We start from the raw sequence: 18,113 nt of genomic DNA, 5'->3' as shown, positions 1-18,113 counted from the left end.
TCAACTCGGCCGTGGCCGTCTGAGATCGAGGGTCATCGGGAACTCGCCGGAGGGCTGCTCCCTTCTGAGTTCATATCCCCCCACCGTATGCCCGCGCGCTTCGAACCTCGCGAGGCGGCGCGCCTCAGCCTCGTTCGAATTGACCGGGAACGTATCATAACTGCGCCCGCCCGGATGTGCGACATGATAGACGCAGCCGCCGATCGCTCTCCCGGACCATTGATCGTAGATATCGAAGACGAGCGGTGTATTGATCGGTATCATGGGATGCAGACCGCTGCGCGGCTGCCAGGCCTTGTAGCGAACCCCAGCCACCGCTGTTCCCTGCATGTCGGTGATCTGAAGTGGCACTTCGCGTCCGTTGCATGCAACGCTGTGGCGGGCAGGATTGAAATTCACCATCTTGACCTGCAGCCTTTCGACCGAACTGTCGACGAAGCGCACCGTTCCGCCAATCGCCCCCTGTTCGCCCATCACGTGCCATGGTTCCAACGCTTGGCGAAGTTCCAACTTGACCCCTTCCTTTTCAATCTCGCCGCAGAACGGAAAGCGGAACTCGAGTTGCGCCTCGAACCATTCGGGCCGGAAGTCGAAGCCGTTCTCGCGCAGGTCAGCGAGGACATCCAGAAAATCCTGCCAGACAAAGGCCGGGAGCATGAAACGATCGTGGAGCGACGTGCCCCATCGCACAAATCCGCCTTCGATTGGCTTGTTCCAGAAGCGCGCAATCAGTGCCCGCACCAACAATTGCTGTGCAAGGCTCATGCGCGCGTTGGGAGGCATTTCGAAGCCGCGGAATTCGACGAGACCGAGCCGTCCGGTCGGTCCATCCGGGGAAAAGAGCTTGTCGATGCAGACCTCAGCGCGATGCGTGTTACCGGTGACATCGATGAGCAGATTGCGGAAGAGCCGATCAACCAGCCAGGGCAGCGGCGGCGCGCCGCGCCCGGGCATGGGCACCTGCGCCATGGCGATTTCGAGTTCGTAGAGACTGTCGTGGCGCGCTTCATCTATGCGCGGCGCCTGGCTCGTCGGCCCGATGAAAAGGCCGGAAAACATGTAGGACAGCGAGGGATGTCGCTGCCAATGCAGGACAATGCTCTTCAACAGGTCCGGCCGGCGCAGAAACGGACTGTCGTTGGGCGTCTCGCCACCGACGACGACATGGTTGCCGCCGCCCGTACCCGTGTGCCGCCCGTCGATCATGAACTTGTCGGCGCCCAGCCGCGACTGCCGCGCCTCCTCGTAGATCGCCGTCGTTGTCTCCACGCATTCGCGCCAATTGGCGGCGGGATGGATGTTCACCTCGATGACGCCGGGGTCCGGCGCAACGCGGATAACGTTGATTCGCGGGTCCTGCGGGGGACTATAACCTTCGATATGGACCGGCATTCCGAGCTTTGCCGCCGCCGCCTCGGCAGCGCCGACAAGTTCGAGATAATCTTCGAGCGCCTCGACCGGCGGCATGAAAACGCTGAGGCGTCCCTCGCGAGGTTCAACAGAGATCGCGGTGCGCACTGCCCCGCCAATATCTCCGAGTTCCTGCTCGACCCGCTCCTGCAGGCCGCCCTCCGCAGCGGTAAAGGAGGCAACGGCCTGCTGCGCATCTCTGCCCGTCTGGGCCGCTTCGGCAATGGAATCGGCCAGGGGTCCGCGCTCCACCGAGGGATCGACCGGAACGATATAGGGATATTCCGAGGGCCGCACATGCGGCAATGACCCAAGAGGCAGGCGGTAACCGACAGGGGAATCCCCAGGCACCAGAAAAAGCTTGCCGCGGCGCGTCTTCCATTTCTCGCTTCGCCAGCGCGGACCGGCAACGGCCTGGCTGTTCCAACGCTGTACCGGCAGCACATAGCCGGTCGGTCGCGTAAGGCCGCGCTCGAAAACTCGAGCCATGCGGCTGCGTTCCTCAGGGTCCTTGAGCTTCGAGTTGGACGGATCGACATTGGCCGGCAAATTGCCTTCCTTGACAATCCACTCGGCGGGGTCTTCGTAGGCTGGCGCCACCATCTCGCTTTCAACGCCGAGTATGTCCGCCATGCCGGTCAAAAGCTTTTCGGCATCCTCGGGCTTGATGTCGGCCTTGCTGTTTTCCGTGGCAATGAGGTTTGGGTCGACCCAGATCGGCTTGCCGTCCTTGCGCCAATAGAGCGAAAAGGTCCAGCGCGGCAGGCTTTCGCCCGGATACCACTTGCCCTGCCCGTAATGCAGGAACCCACCGGGCGCGAAACGATCGCGCAGGCGGCGGATCAGCATGTCCGCCTTCTCGCGCTTGGTCGGGCCGACCGCGTCGGTGTTCCACTCGCCGGATTCAAAATCGTCGATCGATACGAACGTTGGCTCGCCGCCCATCGTCAGCCGCACGTCACGCTGTTTCAGCATTGCGTCGACCTTGTCGCCCACGGCGTCGAGGGCCGCCCAGGATTCATCCGAGAACGGTTTGGTGATGCGCGGATGTTCGGAAACGCGCGTCACATGCATGTCGAAGTCGAACTCGACATTGGCGGGCTCCGCCATGCCTGAAATAGGGGCGGCGTTGCGATAGTGGGGCGTTGCGGCGAGCGGGACATGGCTCTCGCCCGTCAGCAGTCCCGATGTTGGATCAAGGCCGATCCACCCAGCTCCCGGAAGATAGACCTCGCACCAGGCATGAAGATCGGTGAAATCTTTGTCGGTTCCCGCCGGCCCGTCAAGCGCGACGAGGTCCGGCTTCAGTTGGATCAGGTAGCCCGAGACGAACCGCGACGCGATGCCGAGATTACGCAGCGCCTGCACGAGCAGCCAACTCGAATCGCGGCAGGAACCGGTTGCGACACCAAGTGTGGTATCGGGGTCCTGAACCCCTGTTTCCATGCGGATGACATAGCCGACGTCACGCTGGATGCGCGCATTGAGATCGACAATGAAATTGACCATATTGGTCGGGCTGCGGTCGATCGTATCAAGAAAGGCGGCGAGCAGCGGGCCCACTGGCTCGGGCTTGAGGTAAATCGAAAGATCGTCCCTGATTTCTTCCGGATAGGCGAATGGCCAAGTCTCCGCCACCGGTTCGACGAAGAAATCAAATGGATTATAGACCGTCATGTCCGCGACGAGGTCGACCTCGATCTTCAGTTCGGTTACCGGCTCCGGAAATACGAAACGGGCGAGGAAATTGCCGTATGGGTCCTGCTGCAGATTAACGAAGTGATTGGAAGGACTGACTTTCAGGGAGTGGCTGAGAACCTTCGTGCGCGAATGCGGCGCGGGCTGCAGGCGAATCACCTGGGGTCCAAGCATGATCGGACGGTCATATTTGTAATGGGTCAGATGGTAGACTGCAGCGTAAATTGCCATGTCGCCTCGAGGTACTTTCAGCGGGTTTCTTGCGAAACGAATTGAAACCTAGACTACTCTCATTCTTTGGGCACGTCTTAAAATGCGCTGTTGCCATTTTTTTTAGCACTTCAGATTTTTGCCGTATAAACGAGCTTGCCAGCAGCCGTATCCCCGCATAGCATCCGCGCCGATGGTTTCTCCGGAATGACAATACCGGAGATGAAAAGGGAACACGGTGAGGCGTACCCAAAAGGGACCGAGACCGTGGCTGCCCCCGCAACTGTAAGCGGCGAGCATTGCCTGGATTATGCCACTGATCCAAGGATCGGGAAGGCCGGGCAAAGCTGAGACCCGCGAGCCAGGAGACCTGCCATCTTTCTGAGATTCGAACCGGACGGGGTGTGCCGGGAGCGATGCGATGTCTCCGGCGCTTCGTAGGCTGCGGCTTGCGTGTTGCGATCTCGGCCGGACGTCGGCGTTCCCAATCCTGTCCAAACCAAGGACAGGTATGCATTTCGCCCTCTATCTTTTTTGGTTTTGGCCTGCGTCCTCCCGGGGTCACCCGGTTGACACGATCATTTTTTCGGAGTCATACGATATAACATTACATATTTCCCCGATGCGACTTCCGGTGTCGGGATGAGGTCTTTCAGCATGGAGAATATCCGATCATGAGCCATGTCGTACTCAGCACTGATACGGTCAGCTATCGAATCGCCGGCAAATGCCTCGTTGATGCGGCGACCTTGAGCGTTTCATCCGGATCGCGTCTTGCCATTATCGGTCCGAACGGCGCTGGGAAGTCCACGCTGCTGCGCATGTTGGCTGGGCTCACCGAACCCACTACTGGCGACATCCACCTGAATGGTCGCGACATCAACCGCTTGACGGCGCTCGAAAGGGCACGCCGGTTCGCCTTCGTTGGCCAGTCCGACATGCCGGACGCTCAGTTGCGCGTCAACGACTATGTTGCGCTGGGGCGCATCCCGCATCGAGGGGTCTGCGGCGCCGCGAAAGACCAGGAGATCGTCGATAATGCTATGGCCTGCGCCGATATCGCCATTTGCGATGCGAACTATTGGTTCGCTGTCCGGGGGCGAGCGGCAACGGGTGCAACTCGCAAGGGCGCTTGCGCAACAGCCGGCGATCCTCTTTCTCGATGAGCCAACCAATCACCTCGACCCGAAGGCACGCAGCGCCTTGCTCTCCGTCGTCGCCGGGCTTGGGGTAACCACCATTGCCGTCCTGCACGACCTGCCACTTGTTGCCCCATTCGCCACGCATGTGGCTGTCATGCACGCAGGCAAGGTTGTTGCCACCGGCCTCCCAGAGCAAACGCTGACACCGCGCATCGTCAGCCAGGTGTTCGACCTCGACGTACTGCGCCTGCGCCACCCTCATCAGGATCGGGAACTCATGGTGTTCGATGCCCCCGGACCTAGTCCATCTGACCACACAAGGAGAATCCTATGAAGAAAGCCCTTATCGCCCTCGCGCTATCGTTATTGCCGGCGTCGGCCTTTGCTTTTCCTGTAACGGTCGACAATTGTGGCGCGCCGCTCACTTTCGACGCGCCGCCGAAACGCGCCGTCATACAGGACATCAACATGAGCGAGATGGCCTTTGCGCTAGGCCTCCAACCCTCGATAGTTGGGGTGACCGGGATTACCGGGTGGTACAAACTGGATAATGCATTCAAGAAGCAGCAGGGATCGATCCCGGAACTTGCGCCCAAATATCCGACCATCGAGAACCTTGTCGCGGCCAACCCAGATCTCTCCTTTGCCGGCTGGTATTACGGCATGAAACCAGGTGGCGACGTCACCCCTGACACGCTCGCGCCCTACGGCATCAAGACGCTGGTCCTGACCGAAAGTTGCGTACATCTCGACAAGAACCGTCCAGCCGCTTCGATGGATCTGCTTTACGGCGATATCGAGAAACTCGGGAAGATCTTCGGCAAGGAAGCGGAAGCCGAGAAACTCGTGTCCGGCTGGAAGGAAGAGCTTACCGCAATCAAGAGCAAGTTCGGAGGCAAGGGCGATACACGTGTTTTCCTTTACGATTCGGGTGAGGACAAGCCCTTCACGGCCGGCAGGTTCGCGATGCCCAATGCCTTGATCAGCGAGGCGGGAGGCGTGAACATCATGGCGGACATGGAGACGAGTTGGGGCGCGACCTCCTGGGAAACGGTCGCTGCCCGCAACCCGCAATTTCTCGTCCTGCTCGACTATCAGGATGACGCCGGATATCGGAAGCTTCTCGATTTCCTGAAGTCGCATCCGGCGATGAAAGAAACCGACGCAGTAAAGAATGAACGCTTCGTCGCGCTTCGCTACGCGGAAATAACGCCCGGCCCCGCCAATATCGAAGCCATCGGCAAGATCGCCCGCGCCATGCACCCGGAAGCATTCTGAGTGGCGCATGTTCACCCCCGCTTACTCGTTATCGCGGTCGTCGCCATGCTCGCGCTCGCGCTCGCCTCGATCGCCTATGGCTCCACGTTGATCCCGCTCGCCGACGTATTCGGTGCTCTGGGCCATGCCGCCGGCTTTAGTGACAAGACCATCGCCGCGCCGATCGAACGAATCGTCATCGACTTGCGCCTGCCACGGGTCATCCTTGCCCTGTGTGTCGGCGCCGGCCTCGGCGTCATCGGCGCAATGCTCCAGACCGTGACGCGCAACGACCTTGCCGATCCATTCCTCTTCGGCCTTTCCTCGGGCGCCGCGGCAGGCGCCGTCTCGGTGATCAGCATCTTCGGCGACCGCTTCGGCATCTGGACCTTGCCGATTGCCGCCTTCAGCGGTGGAATGCTCGCCGCCTTGCTGGTGTCGCTGCTCGTTCGACGCATCGAGGGCCAGGGGCCGGAGCGGTTAATTCTCGCCGGCCTAGCCGTCTCGTTCCTGTTCGCGGCCCTCACCAACTACGTCGTGTTCCTCGGCGATCAGCGCGCCGCCCATTCGGTGCTTTTCTGGACGCTTGGCGGCCTTGGGCTCGCGCGCTGGGATAATGTGCCGCTGGCAATCCTCGGGCTCGCCGCAATCATCACCTTTGCCCTTTTCAACCACCGCAATCTCGATGCGTTCCTGGCAGGCGAAAGTACTGCCGAAAGCCTCGGCGTGCGCGTTGCCCGCACACGCAGCGTCGTCTTCATCGTTTGCGCTTTCTCGACGGCAATTTTCGTGTCAGTGGCGGGCGTCATCGGATTTGTTGGCCTGATGATTCCGCATCTTGCGCGTCGCTTCGCTGGCCAGCTGCACGCGGGTCTCAGCATCGCCTGTGCAATCCTTGGTGCCATCCTGATCTTGCTCAGCGACCTTGCGGCACGGCTGTTGCTCGCACCGCAGGAACTACCGATCGGCATTGTCACCAGTTCGGTCGGTGCATTTTTCGTGATGACGATCTTGTTGCGCAAGCCGCTGGGCTAAAGCTTTCCACGCGCGACGAAATGAGGGTTGGCAAAATCGGCGTCGTGCGCCTGATTGCGCCGGCCGTAGGTAAGCGGCTTGCCGTCGAGAGTCAAAGTGATGCCGCCTGCCCCGCGCAGCACGGCATCGCCTGCCGCCGTGTCCCATTCCATGGTGCGACTCAACCGGGGATAGATATCGGCCTCCCCTCGCGCCAGCAGCCCGAACTTGAGCGATGATCCGACCGAAACGCAGTCAGCAACGGCGAATCGTCCGAGATAGGCGTCGGTCTCGGGTGTTCGGTGTGAGCGGCTCGCGACCGCAGTCAATGCGTGCGGCGCCGAACGGCAGGCGATGTCTTGTCGTGCAGCGACGGTTCCATTTTGATTGACATCAACTTGCTGCGCCCCCTCCGGACCGCCGGCAAACAGCCAGCCGCGAACCGGCGCATAGACCACGCCCAGGATTGGCACCCCATGCTCTATCAAGGCGATATTGACGGTGAAATCGCCGTTACGGCTTACGAATTCACGCGTACCGTCGAGCGGGTCTACGAGGTAAAAGCGCTCACCGAGATCACCGGGCACATGACCAGCGGAGATTTCTTCCTCGGCCACGACGGGTATGTCAGGCGTTGCCGAACGCAGTGCTTCAAGAATAAGTGCTTCAGCGGCGCGGTCAGCGGCCGTCACCGGCGACTTGTCGTCCTTGAGTTCGACGTCGCAGCCTTCCTCGTAAATACGCAAGACTTCCTGACCGGCAGCAATCGCGGCCTTTTCGAAGAGAGCGAGAAGGCCACTATGGAATGTCATGCATTCGCCTCCACCCTGCCGGGTTCAGACGAACGTGCCGGACGGGCGGCAGTCCAGAGGGAGGTGATGGCCAACTGCATGACTCTGCTCAGATCGACCACGAACTCTGGTCGTAGTTGAAGATGATGCCACGCTCAGCAAGCAGGTTTTCGACCTCCGAGGCAAGCTCTTCCGTCGTCCGGCCAATCGTTTTCAGATGCAACTCGGGATTTTCCGGCACTTCATAAGGCGAATCGACGCCCGTGAAATTCTTGATCTCGCCGCGCAGCGCCTTGGCATAGAGGCCTTTCGGATCGCGCCGCGCACATTCCTCAAACGGCGTATCGACAAAGATTTCCATGAATTCGCCATCGCCGAGCAGTTCGCGCGCCATTCTTCGCTCGGAGCGGAACGGCGAAATGAACGAGACCAGCACGATCAGCCCCGCGTCCACCATGAGCTTTGCAACCTCACCGACGCGGCGGATATTTTCGACCCGATCCTCCTCGGTGAATCCGAGGTCGCGATTAAGTCCATGCCGAACGTTGTCCCCATCAAGGATGTAGGTATGCTTGCCGAGTGAGGAGAGTCGCTTTTCGACGAGATTCGCCACCGTGGATTTGCCGGATCCTGAAAGCCCGGTGAACCAAAGAACGGCCGGCTTTTGATCGTTCAGCGCCGTACGCGAAGCCTTGTCGACGTCGAGTGCCTGCCAATGCACGTTCGATGCGCGGCGAAGGGCAAAGTCGATCATGCCCGCCCCGACCGTCGCATTGGTCAATCGATCGATGAGGATGAACGAGCCCGTTGAGCGGTTCGACTTGTAAGCGTCGAACACAATCGGTTCCTGCGTCGAAATATTGCAGACGCCAACCTCATTGAGGTCGAGCGATTTGGCAGCAACCTCGGCGAACGTATTGATATCGATTCGATGTTTGAGATCAGCGATCGTCGCCGTGACCTGATCGGTCTCGGTGCGCAGGATGTAGGAACGACCCGGAATCAGCGCATGCTCGGCGAACCATACGAGACGGGCAGCAAACTGGTCCGCAACTTCCGGGCGGGCGCCCGGCGCGACAAGCATATTGCCACGTGAAACCTCAACCTCATCGTCGAGAACGATGGTGACGGCCTCACCTTCGCCGGCACGATCGAGATCACCATCCCAGGTAACGATGCGCTTAACGCGGGATACCTTTCCGGATTTCGCCACGACGACCTCGTCGCCTGGTGCCACGGAACCCGAGGCGATCGTGCCGGCAAATCCGCGAAAATCGAGATTCGGGCGATTGACGAACTGCACTGGAAAGCGGAAGGGTCGCTCGGTTTTCGCCTGATCGAGTGGAACGGTCTCGAGATGCTCAAGCAGCGACGGCCCCTTATACCAGCGGAGATTGTCGGAAGCGCCCATGACATTGTCGCCATAGCGTGCCGACAACGGGATCGCTTGTATCGTGTTGAATCCGAGATTGTCCGCAAATGCTTGATAGTCTTCGACAATCTTGTCGAAGACTTCCTGCGAATAATCGACGAGATCGATCTTGTTTACGGCAAGAACGATATTTCGGATACCCAAGAGGGAGGTAATAAAGCTGTGACGCCGCGTCTGCCGCAATACACCCTGCCGCGCATCGACAAGCACAATGGCAAGGTCCGCGGTCGAAGCGCCGGTCGCCATGTTGCGGGTATACTGCTCGTGTCCGGGCGTATCGGCGACGATGAACTTGCGCTTCGGCGTCGAGAAGAAGCGATATGCCACATCGATGGTAATGCCCTGCTCGCGCTCGGCTTCAAGGCCATCGACCAGCAAGGCAAAATCGATGTCCTCGCCATTCGTGCCGTGCTTGCGGCTGTCATTGGTCAAGGCTGCAAGCTGATCCTCGAAGATCAGCTTGGTGTCATAAAGCAGACGACCGATCAGGGTCGACTTGCCGTCGTCAACCGAACCGCAGGTCAGGAAGCGCAATAGCGACTTCTTTTCCTGTTCCGCCATATAGGCGCTTATTTCCTCAGCGGCTGCTTCAGCAGCAGAAATCTCGATCTGGGCTACTTTACTCATCAGAAATAGCCCTCACGCTTTTTCTTTTCCATGGACCCGGCCTCGTCCTTGTCGATCATTCGGCCCTGCCGCTCGGAGGTTCGGGCGACAAGCATTTCGCCGACAATTTCGGGAAGGGTCGTCGCGCTCGATTCAACGGCTCCAGTCAACGGGTAGCACCCAAGAGTCCTGAAGCGCACCATCCTGTCCTGCGGGACTTCGCCCGGTAGGAGCTTCATCCGCTCGTCATCGCGCATAATCAGCATGCCGTCGCGTTCCACGATGGGGCGCTTGGCTGCGAAATAGAGGGGAACGATGGGGATTTCCTCCTGCATGATGTATTGCCAGATGTCGAGTTCGGTCCAATTCGAAATCGGGAAGACACGGATCGATTCACCCTTGGCAACGCGGGTATTGTAAATCTTCCACATCTCAGGACGCTGGTTTTTCGGGTCCCAGGAATGCTGGGCGTTGCGGAACGAAAAAATGCGCTCCTTGGCGCGTGACTTTTCCTCGTCACGCCGCGCCCCGCCGAAAGCTGCGTCGAAGCCATACTTGTCGAGCGCCTGGCGCAGGGCCACCGTCTTCATGATGTGGGTATGGGTATTCGAACCGTGGACGAAAGGGCTGATCCCCTGCTCGATACCCTCCTGATTGCTGTGGACGAGAAGATCGAAACCAAGACGCTGAGCTTCCGAATCGCGAAACGCGATCATCTCCTTGAATTTCCACGTGCTATCCACATGCAGAAACGGAAATGGCGGCCTTGCTGGATAAAACGCCTTCTTCGCCAGATGCAGCATGACGGACGAATCCTTGCCGATGGAATAGAGCATCACCGGCTTGGCGAACGTTGCCGCAACCTCACGGAAGATGTGAATTGCCTCGGCTTCAAGACGCTGAAGATGCGTCAGGTTCTTGGTCATCAAAATACTATCCATCTGGGCCGGACGTGCTTTTGCGCCAGCCAACATCGTCAAGATACCGGCGTCTAACCAGTCGCCGGAACGTGCGGCAAAGATAGTGGAAGCGCGACGTTTTAGAAAAGGATGGTTTCACGCCCGTTGCGAAATCGACGCCAATTTATTGCTGTGACAAAGCGAATCTAAGAACGCCATTCCCCGCGATCGGAACGGGCGGCTCAAGCCGTTTTAAAAACTTGGTTCCGTGGAAAATTCATCCAGACTTATTGCGCGCCGAGACCGGCGACAAACTTCTCGAATTCGTTCGCATCGGCATAGGACTTCTGCGTACCCTCGCGGGTGATGGAGTCTGCGGCGTAGAGGGCGGCCTTCCTCAGCGAGGCTTCGATCTCGCGGCTTTCCACATAGAACCGGGCAAAACTGCCGATGAAAGCATCGCCCGCACCGGTCGTATCCTTGGGCTTCACCTTCAGCGGCTCGATCAGGGTTGCCCTGTCAGCCGTGATCAGCCGCGCGCCGCGCGACCCGAGCGTGACGATGACGGTGCGAATGCCCCTGGCGATCAGTGACCGTGCTGCTGTCTCGATCTCAGCGTCGGTGCCCGTCGGCAGACCCGTCAGTAGTGCAAGCTCCGTTTCGTTCGGGACGAGGAACGTCGCCTTGGTGACCTGCGTCGCATCGAGGCCGGGCACGGCCGGCGCGGGATTGAGAATGGTCTCTATGCCATGGCGATCAGCAAAGGCGATCGTGTAATAAACCGTCTCCAGCGGAACTTCCAACTGCATGAGAATGAGATCGCAGCGTTTCAGATCCTCGGACGCCGCATCAATATCGGCTGGCTTCAACTCGTTATTCGCACCCTTGATGATCAGGATGGAGTTCTCGCCGTGCTCATCAACGAAGATAGGTGCAACGCCGCTAGACTTGCCGGGAACCGTGCCGACATGCGTAATGTCGATGCCGTTATCCTTCAAATTCCTGATGGTGCTCTGACCGAAGACATCGTCGCCCACCTTGGTCACCATCATCACGTCGGCGCCGAGCTTTCCTGCAGCGACGGCCTGGTTCGCACCCTTGCCACCGAACCCCATGAAAAATGATGGCGCTTCCAAGGTTTCACCGGGGGCAGGCATACGAACGATCGACGTAACCAGATCGGTCATGTTGCTGCCGACGACGGCAATGCGGTGTGCCATTTACGAATCCTCCGTGAGCATTGTTCCATGTCTATATCAATGATCTGGCGGAAGGAAATAGCGGCCGTCGCAAACGTCGCCGATGCGCAAAGGCGATCGTCACGGTTGATCCGTAGTCACTGGCACGATGGCTGGGGCGCCTGGATTCGAACCAGGGAATGGCGGTACCAAAAACCGCTGCCTTACCACTTGGCTACGCCCCAAAATCTTGTTGCATGTCGAGCGAAGTGCCCGGCAGCGCGGCCTTATAACCTCTGGTGTCAGCTTGCGCAACGTGAATGATCGGCCATTTGTCGCTCTTCACAATTGTTTCCGCATAATTTTCATGACAAGGGTGGCATCGATTCAGATAGAGATCAATCGAGGCTCAGATTGCCCTTCGCCACCTTGCTTGTGCCGTTTATGACCACTGCCGTCGGCACCACCGTGCTGCTCGCCGCGATCATACTGTTACTTCCCGGCCATTTCCTGGGTGCGGCGATCACCGAAAGGTCCAATCATACGCAGCCGGCGCGGCAACTCGGTGGTCTAGCCATTGTTCCGATCGTCCTCGCCTCGCTTTGGATTTTCGGTCCGGCAGCCGGATTAGACGGAAGGTTTATGACTTCCAGCACCTTGGCAGCGCTGCTCTTGTGGATCACCGGGTTCTTCGACGATCGCCACCACTTGCCCGAAAGTGTTCGGCTTGTCGCCCAGTTGCTCGCCGCCGGTATCGCCGTCTATGGTCTCGGCAGCGAATTTCGCTTGCTCCCGGAGTTATTACCGCTTGCTGTCGAGCGCTTCCTACTTGCTCTCGCACTCGTCTATTTCATCAACCTAACCAATTTCATGGACGGTCTCGACCTGATGGTCGTTTCGGGATTGGGAATACCGCTGGCGCTGGTTGCGACATTTGCCGCGTTCGGCCTCGTTACATCTGGCACGGGCATGGCCGGTGCGTGCATCGCCGGAGGGCTCTTCGGTTTTGCATTCTTTAACCGTCCGAAAGCGCGGGTCTTTCTTGGTGATTCCGGCAGCCTGCCGATCGGGCTCCTGAGCGGCCTCGTCTTTTTCCTTGTCGCCCGTGACCTGTCGATCTCGGCCGGCTTGCTTTTGCCTTTGTTTTTCATCGCCGATGCGACATCGACGCTCATCATGCGACTCGCTGCCAGGGAGAACATTCTCGCCGCCCATTCAAAGCACGCCTACCAGATTGCAAAGCGGTCCGGCTGGTCAGTCTGGCAGATCGTCGCCTGCGTCGGCGCACTCAATCTCATACTCGGCATCTGTGCCATCATGACGTCGCATGGCGGACTCGTTCGCATCGCCGCCATTCTCGCGGGACTGATTGCAGCTACGCTATTGTTGTCCCGCTTTCGCGTCAGGAAACCGCCTGCCATCGGTTGAATGCAACTACGATGTTGCGCGCTCGTAAAGGAGCTTGCGAACACCCGCAGTATCGCGTCTCTCGATCAACAGCTGCAGTTCGGCTACGGCGTCCGGCAGTTCGTCAGCAGCATTCGTCCGGCGCTTGGCGCGCAGGATTTTCGTATGGCTGGTCGGCGCTACACCGGTCGGATCGTAAAACAGTTCCTCGTGCAGTTTCTCGCCGTCACGAATTCCGACCGTCACGATCTCGATATCGCCATCCGGATTGCTGCTGTCCTTTACGGACAATCCCGCGAGAAGGATCATGTTCTCCGCAAGGTCGCGAATGCGGACAGGCTCACCCATTTCGAGCAACAGTATATCACCGCCCTCTGAAAGCGCACCGGCCTGGATAATGAGTTCCGCCGCTTCGCGTACAGACATGAAATATCGGGTCATATCGTCATGGGTAACAGTGAGCGGGCCACCCTGTGCAATCTGTTCGCGGAACAGCGGCACGACGGAACCACTGGAGCCTATTACATTGCCGAAGCGGACCGACGCAAATATCTGGCCGGTTCCCGTCTGCTTGGCCACATCGCCATGGTGGCGCACGATCAGTTCGGCCCAGCGTTTGGTCGCCCCCATCACGTTGGACGGACGGACTGCCTTGTCCGACGAGATCAGGACAAAGTTGCGCACCCCCGCCTGCTGAGACATTGCGGCGAGCACATCAGTGCCGATCACATTGTTGCGCGCGCCTTCCACGACGTTCTCCTCGACGAGCGGCACGTGCTTATAGGCGGCGCAATGGTAGACATTTTCCACCTTGTGCTCGGCAAGGAGCGATCTGATCAGCGAAGCGTCACTGATCGAACCGAGGGCCGGCACGATCGCACAATCGCTCATTCCCGCTAGTTCGCGCTGGAGCTGGTAAATGCTGTGTTCGTTGAGGTCGAAGATGACGAGCTTCGCAGGGGCAAGCTTGACGATCGTGCGGCAGAGCTCCGAGCCGATCGAGCCGCCGGCACCGGTGACGAGTATCACGCGGCCTTCCACCGTCTTGTCGAGCAAAGTCGGATCGGCAGGCACGGGCGAACGACCAAGTAGATCGTCGATGTCGATATCGCGCAGATGGCTGACGAGATACTTGCCGGCCGTGAGGTCGGAGATCGCCGGAAGAATGCGCACCTTTACGTCAAGGGCTTTCAACTTGCCGATCAGCCGGCGGCGTTCGATGCCACTCAGCGACGATGTCGTGACGATCAACTCGCTGATACCGAAATTATCGATCAGCGTTTCAAGGTGCTGTGTAGGGTAAACACGAATGCCGAGAATATCCATGCCATGCAGACTTCTGTCGTCATCGACAAACCCGGCGACGGACACCTCGTTCTGGCTCCGCAGCGCGTTGGCAAGCTGGCGTCCAGCATCACCCGCCCCGAAGATCAAGCATTGCCGCGCCATGAGCTTGTCGCGCAGCGCACTCCACAGCAGCCATTTGGCGGCAAAGCGGCTGCCACAGATGACGCCAATGCTCAAAACCCAATAAAGGAACGGGATCGCGCGCGGAACGCCCTCAGCGCCGGTCATGAGCGTGAGGAAGGCCAGGCAGACCCAAAGGATGACGGAGATGGTCACCGCCTGGATCATCGTCCAGATCGCCTTGTCGGGCAGATAGCGGATGACGGCTCGATAAAGCCCGAAGCGAATGAATACGGGCAGCCCGATCAGCGGCGCGGCAACCATCAGCAATGCCTGTTCGCTGTTCGGGATGAAGAATGTACCAAATCGCAAGAGATAGCTGAGCCATACCGCAAAGGTCAGCGCGATCATGTCGAATACGACAAGGATCATTTGCTTGTAACGACGCGGCATCATGGAGACGCTTTGTCGAAAGTTTTCCAGTGTCATTGATCCTCGGTGTTCACGGCATGCAGAGCGGGCTTGATAAGGGAAGAACGTTCAAAACACCATTGAAAAAACACGTGGGCTCGGCCAGGCGCCTCGCCCTTCAATGGAACCCCAAACGGACGCAAGACCAGTAACATAGGGCTACATAAATGCAATGACCGCTTGCTCGTCAATCAATCAGCATTTGCATCGCCGGTTTATCCAACACAATCACAACGGCTGTACTGTCTGACGGTACGGTGGAGAGCGGAAAGGACAGCCACATGGACCAGACTTCGAACCTCAGATTGCCCTACATCGCTCCTTCCCAGGCGCAAAAGCACGTGACGCATAACGAGGCGATACGCGCGCTCGATGCGCTAGTGCAACTATCCGTGTTGAGCAGCAATGCACAGGTCCCCCCATCCGCTCCTCAGGAAGGCGACCGCCATATCATAGCGCCCAGCGCCAGTGGGGCTTGGGCCGGGAAGGACCAGCAAGTCGCGGCATTTCAAGATGGTGCATGGGCCTTCTTCCAGCCGAGGGAGGGTTGGAACGCGTGGGTCGGCAAAACGGCCGGTTTTCTCGTTTTCACCAACAACGCGTGGAAGTCGGTTCCCGGCGGAACCAATCCGGTCAGCGCGGTCGGCATCCAGACCGTTGCTGACGAAACGACCCGGCTTGCCGTGAAAAGCCCCGCATCCTTGTTTGACCATGGCGGGACCAGCCATCAACTGAAGATCAACAAGTCCGATGATAACCAAGCCGCTTCATTGCTGTTCCAGTCGAACTATCAGGGGCGTGCGGAAATGGGCACGATGTGGGGCCGTGATTTTCGCATCAAGACGAGCGCTGACGGCAACACCTGGCGCGATGTCATGCTCGTCGACAATGCGACCGGGATCGTTCGCTTTCCCAACGGCATGGCCAACGCAGCCACCGGCAAACGCCTGTCGGGCCTCATCCTTTTGCCAGCCGGTCCTGAGGCAACCGTCTATCAACTGCCCGGTAGCGCCACACCGCTATCCGCCAAGCTCGCCTCCATTGCTGCGGACATCATCACTCTGGCCACCAACGCGGCCGCGAATTTCTTCGCAACCTCGATGCGGGAAGTCGCGATGGTAAGACTTTGGAATGTCACCAAAACCCCGGCCCAGTCGGCCTGGGTCAAATGGGATACGGCCGCCAATGGTCTCCAGGTTTCGAATGCCGAGCACATCAAACAATGGGCGGCGGGTGATACGGTTCAGATCGCCGATCCTGCGAAGAAGACGGTCGCCATCGATATCTCCCCCTTGATGCAAAAGCGGCTTGGGGGCGTGTTCGCGCAGGATGGCGTCCTGCTGACGGTGGTCAGTGCCGGCAATCCTGTGAGTAGCCTTGTGCTACAGTGTGCTGATCTTTCCCCCCAGTCCGCAGCCAATCTCGTCTATTTCCGGGGTGATGAAACGCGCGCCTTCAGTATTGCTGGTGTCTTTGGGTAAGCCGTATCTCAACTGCCCCGGTAGGTCGAATAGGACCAGGGCGTGACCAAGAGCGGCACATGGTAATTCGCATCCGCATCGGCAATGGCAAAGCGTATCGGCACCTCGTCGAGGAATGGCGGGGTGTCGAGTGCAATAAGCTTGTGCTTGAAATATTCCTCGACGAAGAACGTCAGTTCATACCGGCCGACCGCCATCTCGTCGGGGGACAATAGCGGCTTGTCGGTCCTGCCATCCACATTGGTAATCGCGGTCTTCACCAGCAGGCGCCCATTTTCCTCGAGGCGATGCAGCGTCAGCGCCATACCCGAAGCAGGGTTTCCGGCGGACGTATCGAGTACATGCGTGGATAATTTTCCCATCTGAAACCCTCAATTGATCAAATCATGCAACCGAAACCGTGCAATCAACGCAATTTGCCGTAGGGCCTCTGCTACTTCCTCTCCAGCATTATGATCGAGGCGCTGGCGGAACGCTGCCATAATCGAGTGCCTATTGTGACCACGCACGGCAAGGATGAACGGAAAACCGAAGCGGCTCTGATAAGCGTTGTTGAGGCGATGGAACTCCTCGAATTCCGTGTCGGTCAAGCGGTCGAGGCCGGCTCCGCGCTGTTCACTCGTCGACTCGGCAGTCAGGCTCCCCTGACGAGCCGCCTTTCCCGCCAAATCCGGATGCGCCCGGATCAGGCCCAATTGCGCCGCCTGTCCGGCCTTCTCCACCGCCACAACCATTGCACCATGCAAGATCTCCACACTCGAGAACGGTCTCTGGCCCGCTACTGCCTCGGCGACCCAAGGCGAATGTTCGAAAACGCCACCAAGCGCGATGACGAAATCTTCCGTGCTTGCGTTGTTCAATTGTTCAAGCGTCATGTCCCCTCCCTCTTACTGCGTCTGTTGCGCTTTGGCCTCCCCTACTGAACGTAGAACGTTTTCCGGCGTTGCCGGAGAATCGAGATGTGGAACACCGCCGTGGATCGACGCGATCGCGTCGCGGATCGCCAGCCACACCGATATGCCCAGCATCAGCGGCGGTTCGCCGATCGCCTTTGAGCGAAACACCGTCTCCTCCCGGTTCGGCAGATTGTCGAGAACGCGGACGTTGAACTCGGGTGGAACATCCCGCGATCCCGGTATCTTGTAGGTGGAGGGCCCGACCGTGCGCAGCTTGCCTGCCTTGTCCCACCAAAGCTCCTCGCAGGTAACCCATCCCATGCCTTGGACGAAGGCACCTTCGATCTGGCCGAGGTCGATGGCGGGGTTAAGGGGGGAGCCGACGTCCTGCAGGATATCGGCCCTCAGACAGCGCGTTTCGCCCGTCAACGTGTCGACTGCCACCTCGGCCACGGCAGCGCCGTAGCTGAAATAGAAGAACGGCCGGCCCTTCATCGTCTTGCCATCCCAATGGATCTTCGGCGTTGCGTAGTGGCCGGCTTCGGAAAGCTGAACGCGCTTGGCCCAGGACATTTTTGCCAATTCGCCAAACGAAATCGATTCGTTTCCGGCGTGAACGCGGCCTTCGCGGTAAACGATCACGTCCTCGTCGACATCGAAGTGTTCGGCGGCCACCCGCGTCATTCTCGCCTTGATCGCGGTCGCCGCCTTGAATGCGGCCATGCCGTTGAGGTCGGAGCCGGTCGAAGCGGCGGTGGCGCTGGTGTTCGGCACCTTTCCCGTCGCGGTCGAGGAAATGCGCACCATGTCGAGA

At 59.0% G+C, this 18,113-nt stretch carries 15 protein-coding genes, 1 tRNA gene and 1 riboswitch; of the genes, 6 read left to right on the top strand and 10 right to left on the bottom strand.

Annotated features, from left to right (window positions below; all coding sequences use genetic code 11):
• A complete protein-coding gene (locus AAAB35_RS20265) occupies positions 1-3,339 on the bottom strand; it encodes a transglutaminase family protein (RefSeq protein ID WP_340670074.1) in 3,339 nt (1,112 codons plus the stop codon).
• Positions 3,340-3,495: 156 nt separating this feature from the next.
• Positions 3,496-3,711: riboswitch (cobalamin riboswitch) on the top strand.
• Between the two features lie 281 nt (positions 3,712-3,992).
• Between AAAB35_RS20265 and AAAB35_RS20260 the strand changes: the two genes are divergently transcribed.
• Genes AAAB35_RS20260 through AAAB35_RS20245 form a run of 4 tightly spaced genes read left to right on the top strand, consistent with a single transcriptional unit; the run spans position 3,993 to position 6,752 of the window.
• A complete protein-coding gene (locus AAAB35_RS20260) occupies positions 3,993-4,484 on the top strand; it encodes an ABC transporter ATP-binding protein (RefSeq protein WP_340670073.1) in 492 nt (163 codons plus the stop codon).
• Positions 4,390-4,794 (top strand): ABC transporter ATP-binding protein, encoded by a 405-nt coding sequence (locus AAAB35_RS20255; RefSeq protein WP_340670072.1) that lies wholly within the window; start codon positions 4,390-4,392, stop codon positions 4,792-4,794. Before AAAB35_RS20260 ends, AAAB35_RS20255 begins: the two co-directional genes overlap by 95 nt.
• On the top strand, positions 4,791-5,738 hold the full coding sequence (locus tag AAAB35_RS20250; RefSeq protein WP_340670071.1) for an ABC transporter substrate-binding protein: 948 nt from the start codon (positions 4,791-4,793) through the stop codon (positions 5,736-5,738). The genes AAAB35_RS20255 and AAAB35_RS20250 overlap by 4 nt, the downstream gene beginning before the upstream one ends.
• Positions 5,739-5,783: 45 nt before the next feature.
• On the top strand, positions 5,784-6,752 hold the full coding sequence (locus AAAB35_RS20245) for an iron ABC transporter permease (RefSeq protein ID WP_340670104.1): 969 nt from the start codon (positions 5,784-5,786) through the stop codon (positions 6,750-6,752).
• Here AAAB35_RS20245 and cysQ read toward each other — a convergent pair.
• The 5 genes from cysQ to AAAB35_RS20220 all read right to left on the bottom strand — a co-directional run bounded on the left by cysQ (position 6,749) and on the right by AAAB35_RS20220 (position 11,882).
• Positions 6,749-7,543, bottom strand: coding sequence for a 3'(2'),5'-bisphosphate nucleotidase CysQ (gene cysQ / locus AAAB35_RS20240; protein ID WP_340670070.1), 795 nt, complete (start codon positions 7,541-7,543; stop codon positions 6,749-6,751). The genes AAAB35_RS20245 and cysQ overlap by 4 nt on opposite strands.
• 88 nt (positions 7,544-7,631) lie before the next feature.
• The gene (gene cysN, locus AAAB35_RS20235) at positions 7,632-9,581 is read right to left on the bottom strand and encodes a sulfate adenylyltransferase subunit CysN (protein ID WP_340670069.1); all 1,950 of its coding nucleotides are present in this window, start codon (positions 9,579-9,581) and stop codon (positions 7,632-7,634) included.
• Positions 9,581-10,486: a sulfate adenylyltransferase subunit CysD gene (gene cysD / locus AAAB35_RS20230; protein WP_340670068.1), complete on the bottom strand. Its 906-nt coding sequence runs from the start codon at positions 10,484-10,486 to the stop codon at positions 9,581-9,583. Before cysD ends, cysN begins: the two co-directional genes overlap by 1 nt.
• Positions 10,487-10,746: 260 nt before the next feature.
• Complete coding sequence (rbsK, locus tag AAAB35_RS20225) at positions 10,747-11,679, bottom strand: ribokinase (RefSeq protein ID WP_340670067.1); 933 nt, start codon at positions 11,677-11,679, stop codon at positions 10,747-10,749.
• Between the two features lie 128 nt (positions 11,680-11,807).
• A tRNA-Gln gene (locus AAAB35_RS20220) sits at positions 11,808-11,882 on the bottom strand.
• Positions 11,883-12,081: 199 nt separating this feature from the next.
• Here AAAB35_RS20220 and AAAB35_RS20215 point away from each other — a divergent pair.
• Complete coding sequence (locus AAAB35_RS20215; RefSeq protein ID WP_340670066.1) at positions 12,082-13,065, top strand: glycoside hydrolase; 984 nt, start codon at positions 12,082-12,084, stop codon at positions 13,063-13,065.
• A gap of 6 nt (positions 13,066-13,071) precedes the next feature.
• Here the strand turns inward: AAAB35_RS20215 and AAAB35_RS20210 are convergent, their stop codons facing one another.
• A complete protein-coding gene (locus tag AAAB35_RS20210) occupies positions 13,072-14,940 on the bottom strand; it encodes a nucleoside-diphosphate sugar epimerase/dehydratase (protein WP_340670065.1) in 1,869 nt (622 codons plus the stop codon).
• A gap of 263 nt (positions 14,941-15,203) precedes the next feature.
• Between AAAB35_RS20210 and AAAB35_RS20205 the strand changes: the two genes are divergently transcribed.
• Positions 15,204-16,403 (top strand): DUF2793 domain-containing protein, encoded by a 1,200-nt coding sequence (locus tag AAAB35_RS20205; RefSeq protein ID WP_340670064.1) that lies wholly within the window; start codon positions 15,204-15,206, stop codon positions 16,401-16,403.
• An 8-nt stretch (positions 16,404-16,411) separates the two neighbouring features.
• On the opposite strand, the gene uraH is transcribed toward AAAB35_RS20205, so the two are convergent.
• The 3 genes from uraH to AAAB35_RS20190 all read right to left on the bottom strand — a co-directional run.
• A complete protein-coding gene (uraH, locus tag AAAB35_RS20200; protein ID WP_340670063.1) occupies positions 16,412-16,765 on the bottom strand; it encodes a hydroxyisourate hydrolase in 354 nt (117 codons plus the stop codon).
• Positions 16,766-16,774: 9 nt separating this feature from the next.
• Positions 16,775-17,278, bottom strand: a complete 504-nt coding sequence (uraD, locus tag AAAB35_RS20195) for a 2-oxo-4-hydroxy-4-carboxy-5-ureidoimidazoline decarboxylase (protein WP_340670062.1) — start codon at positions 17,276-17,278, stop codon at positions 16,775-16,777.
• Positions 17,279-17,290: 12 nt separating this feature from the next.
• Positions 17,291-18,113: molybdopterin cofactor-binding domain-containing protein (locus AAAB35_RS20190; protein ID WP_340670061.1), on the bottom strand; the 823-nt coding region annotated here is incomplete at its 5' end.

Origin of the sequence: Phyllobacterium sp. (assembly GCF_037994425.1) — a bacterium.
Taxonomy (GTDB): domain Bacteria; phylum Pseudomonadota; class Alphaproteobacteria; order Rhizobiales; family Rhizobiaceae; genus Phyllobacterium.
This window is presented reverse-complemented; position numbering and strand designations above follow the sequence as displayed.

What these genes read in the sequence shown, in the direction of transcription:
- AAAB35_RS20265 (WP_340670074.1), bottom strand. Translation starts at nt 3,339, where the DNA reads ATGGCAATTTACGCTGCAGTCTACCATCTGACCCATTACAAATATGAC.
- AAAB35_RS20260 (WP_340670073.1), top strand. Translation starts at nt 3,993, where the DNA reads ATGAGCCATGTCGTACTCAGCACTGATACGGTCAGCTATCGAATCGCC.
- AAAB35_RS20255 (WP_340670072.1), top strand. Translation starts at nt 4,390, where the DNA reads ATGCGAACTATTGGTTCGCTGTCCGGGGGCGAGCGGCAACGGGTGCAA.
- AAAB35_RS20250 (WP_340670071.1), top strand. Translation starts at nt 4,791, where the DNA reads ATGAAGAAAGCCCTTATCGCCCTCGCGCTATCGTTATTGCCGGCGTCG.
- AAAB35_RS20245 (WP_340670104.1), top strand. Translation starts at nt 5,784, where the DNA reads ATGCTCGCGCTCGCGCTCGCCTCGATCGCCTATGGCTCCACGTTGATC.
- cysQ (WP_340670070.1), bottom strand. Translation starts at nt 7,543, where the DNA reads ATGACATTCCATAGTGGCCTTCTCGCTCTCTTCGAAAAGGCCGCGATT.
- cysN (WP_340670069.1), bottom strand. Translation starts at nt 9,581, where the DNA reads ATGAGTAAAGTAGCCCAGATCGAGATTTCTGCTGCTGAAGCAGCCGCT.
- cysD (WP_340670068.1), bottom strand. Translation starts at nt 10,486, where the DNA reads ATGACCAAGAACCTGACGCATCTTCAGCGTCTTGAAGCCGAGGCAATT.
- rbsK (WP_340670067.1), bottom strand. Translation starts at nt 11,679, where the DNA reads ATGGCACACCGCATTGCCGTCGTCGGCAGCAACATGACCGATCTGGTT.
- AAAB35_RS20215 (WP_340670066.1), top strand. Translation starts at nt 12,082, where the DNA reads ATGACCACTGCCGTCGGCACCACCGTGCTGCTCGCCGCGATCATACTG.
- AAAB35_RS20210 (WP_340670065.1), bottom strand. Translation starts at nt 14,940, where the DNA reads ATGACACTGGAAAACTTTCGACAAAGCGTCTCCATGATGCCGCGTCGT.
- AAAB35_RS20205 (WP_340670064.1), top strand. Translation starts at nt 15,204, where the DNA reads ATGGACCAGACTTCGAACCTCAGATTGCCCTACATCGCTCCTTCCCAG.
- uraH (WP_340670063.1), bottom strand. Translation starts at nt 16,765, where the DNA reads ATGGGAAAATTATCCACGCATGTACTCGATACGTCCGCCGGAAACCCT.
- uraD (WP_340670062.1), bottom strand. Translation starts at nt 17,278, where the DNA reads ATGACGCTTGAACAATTGAACAACGCAAGCACGGAAGATTTCGTCATC.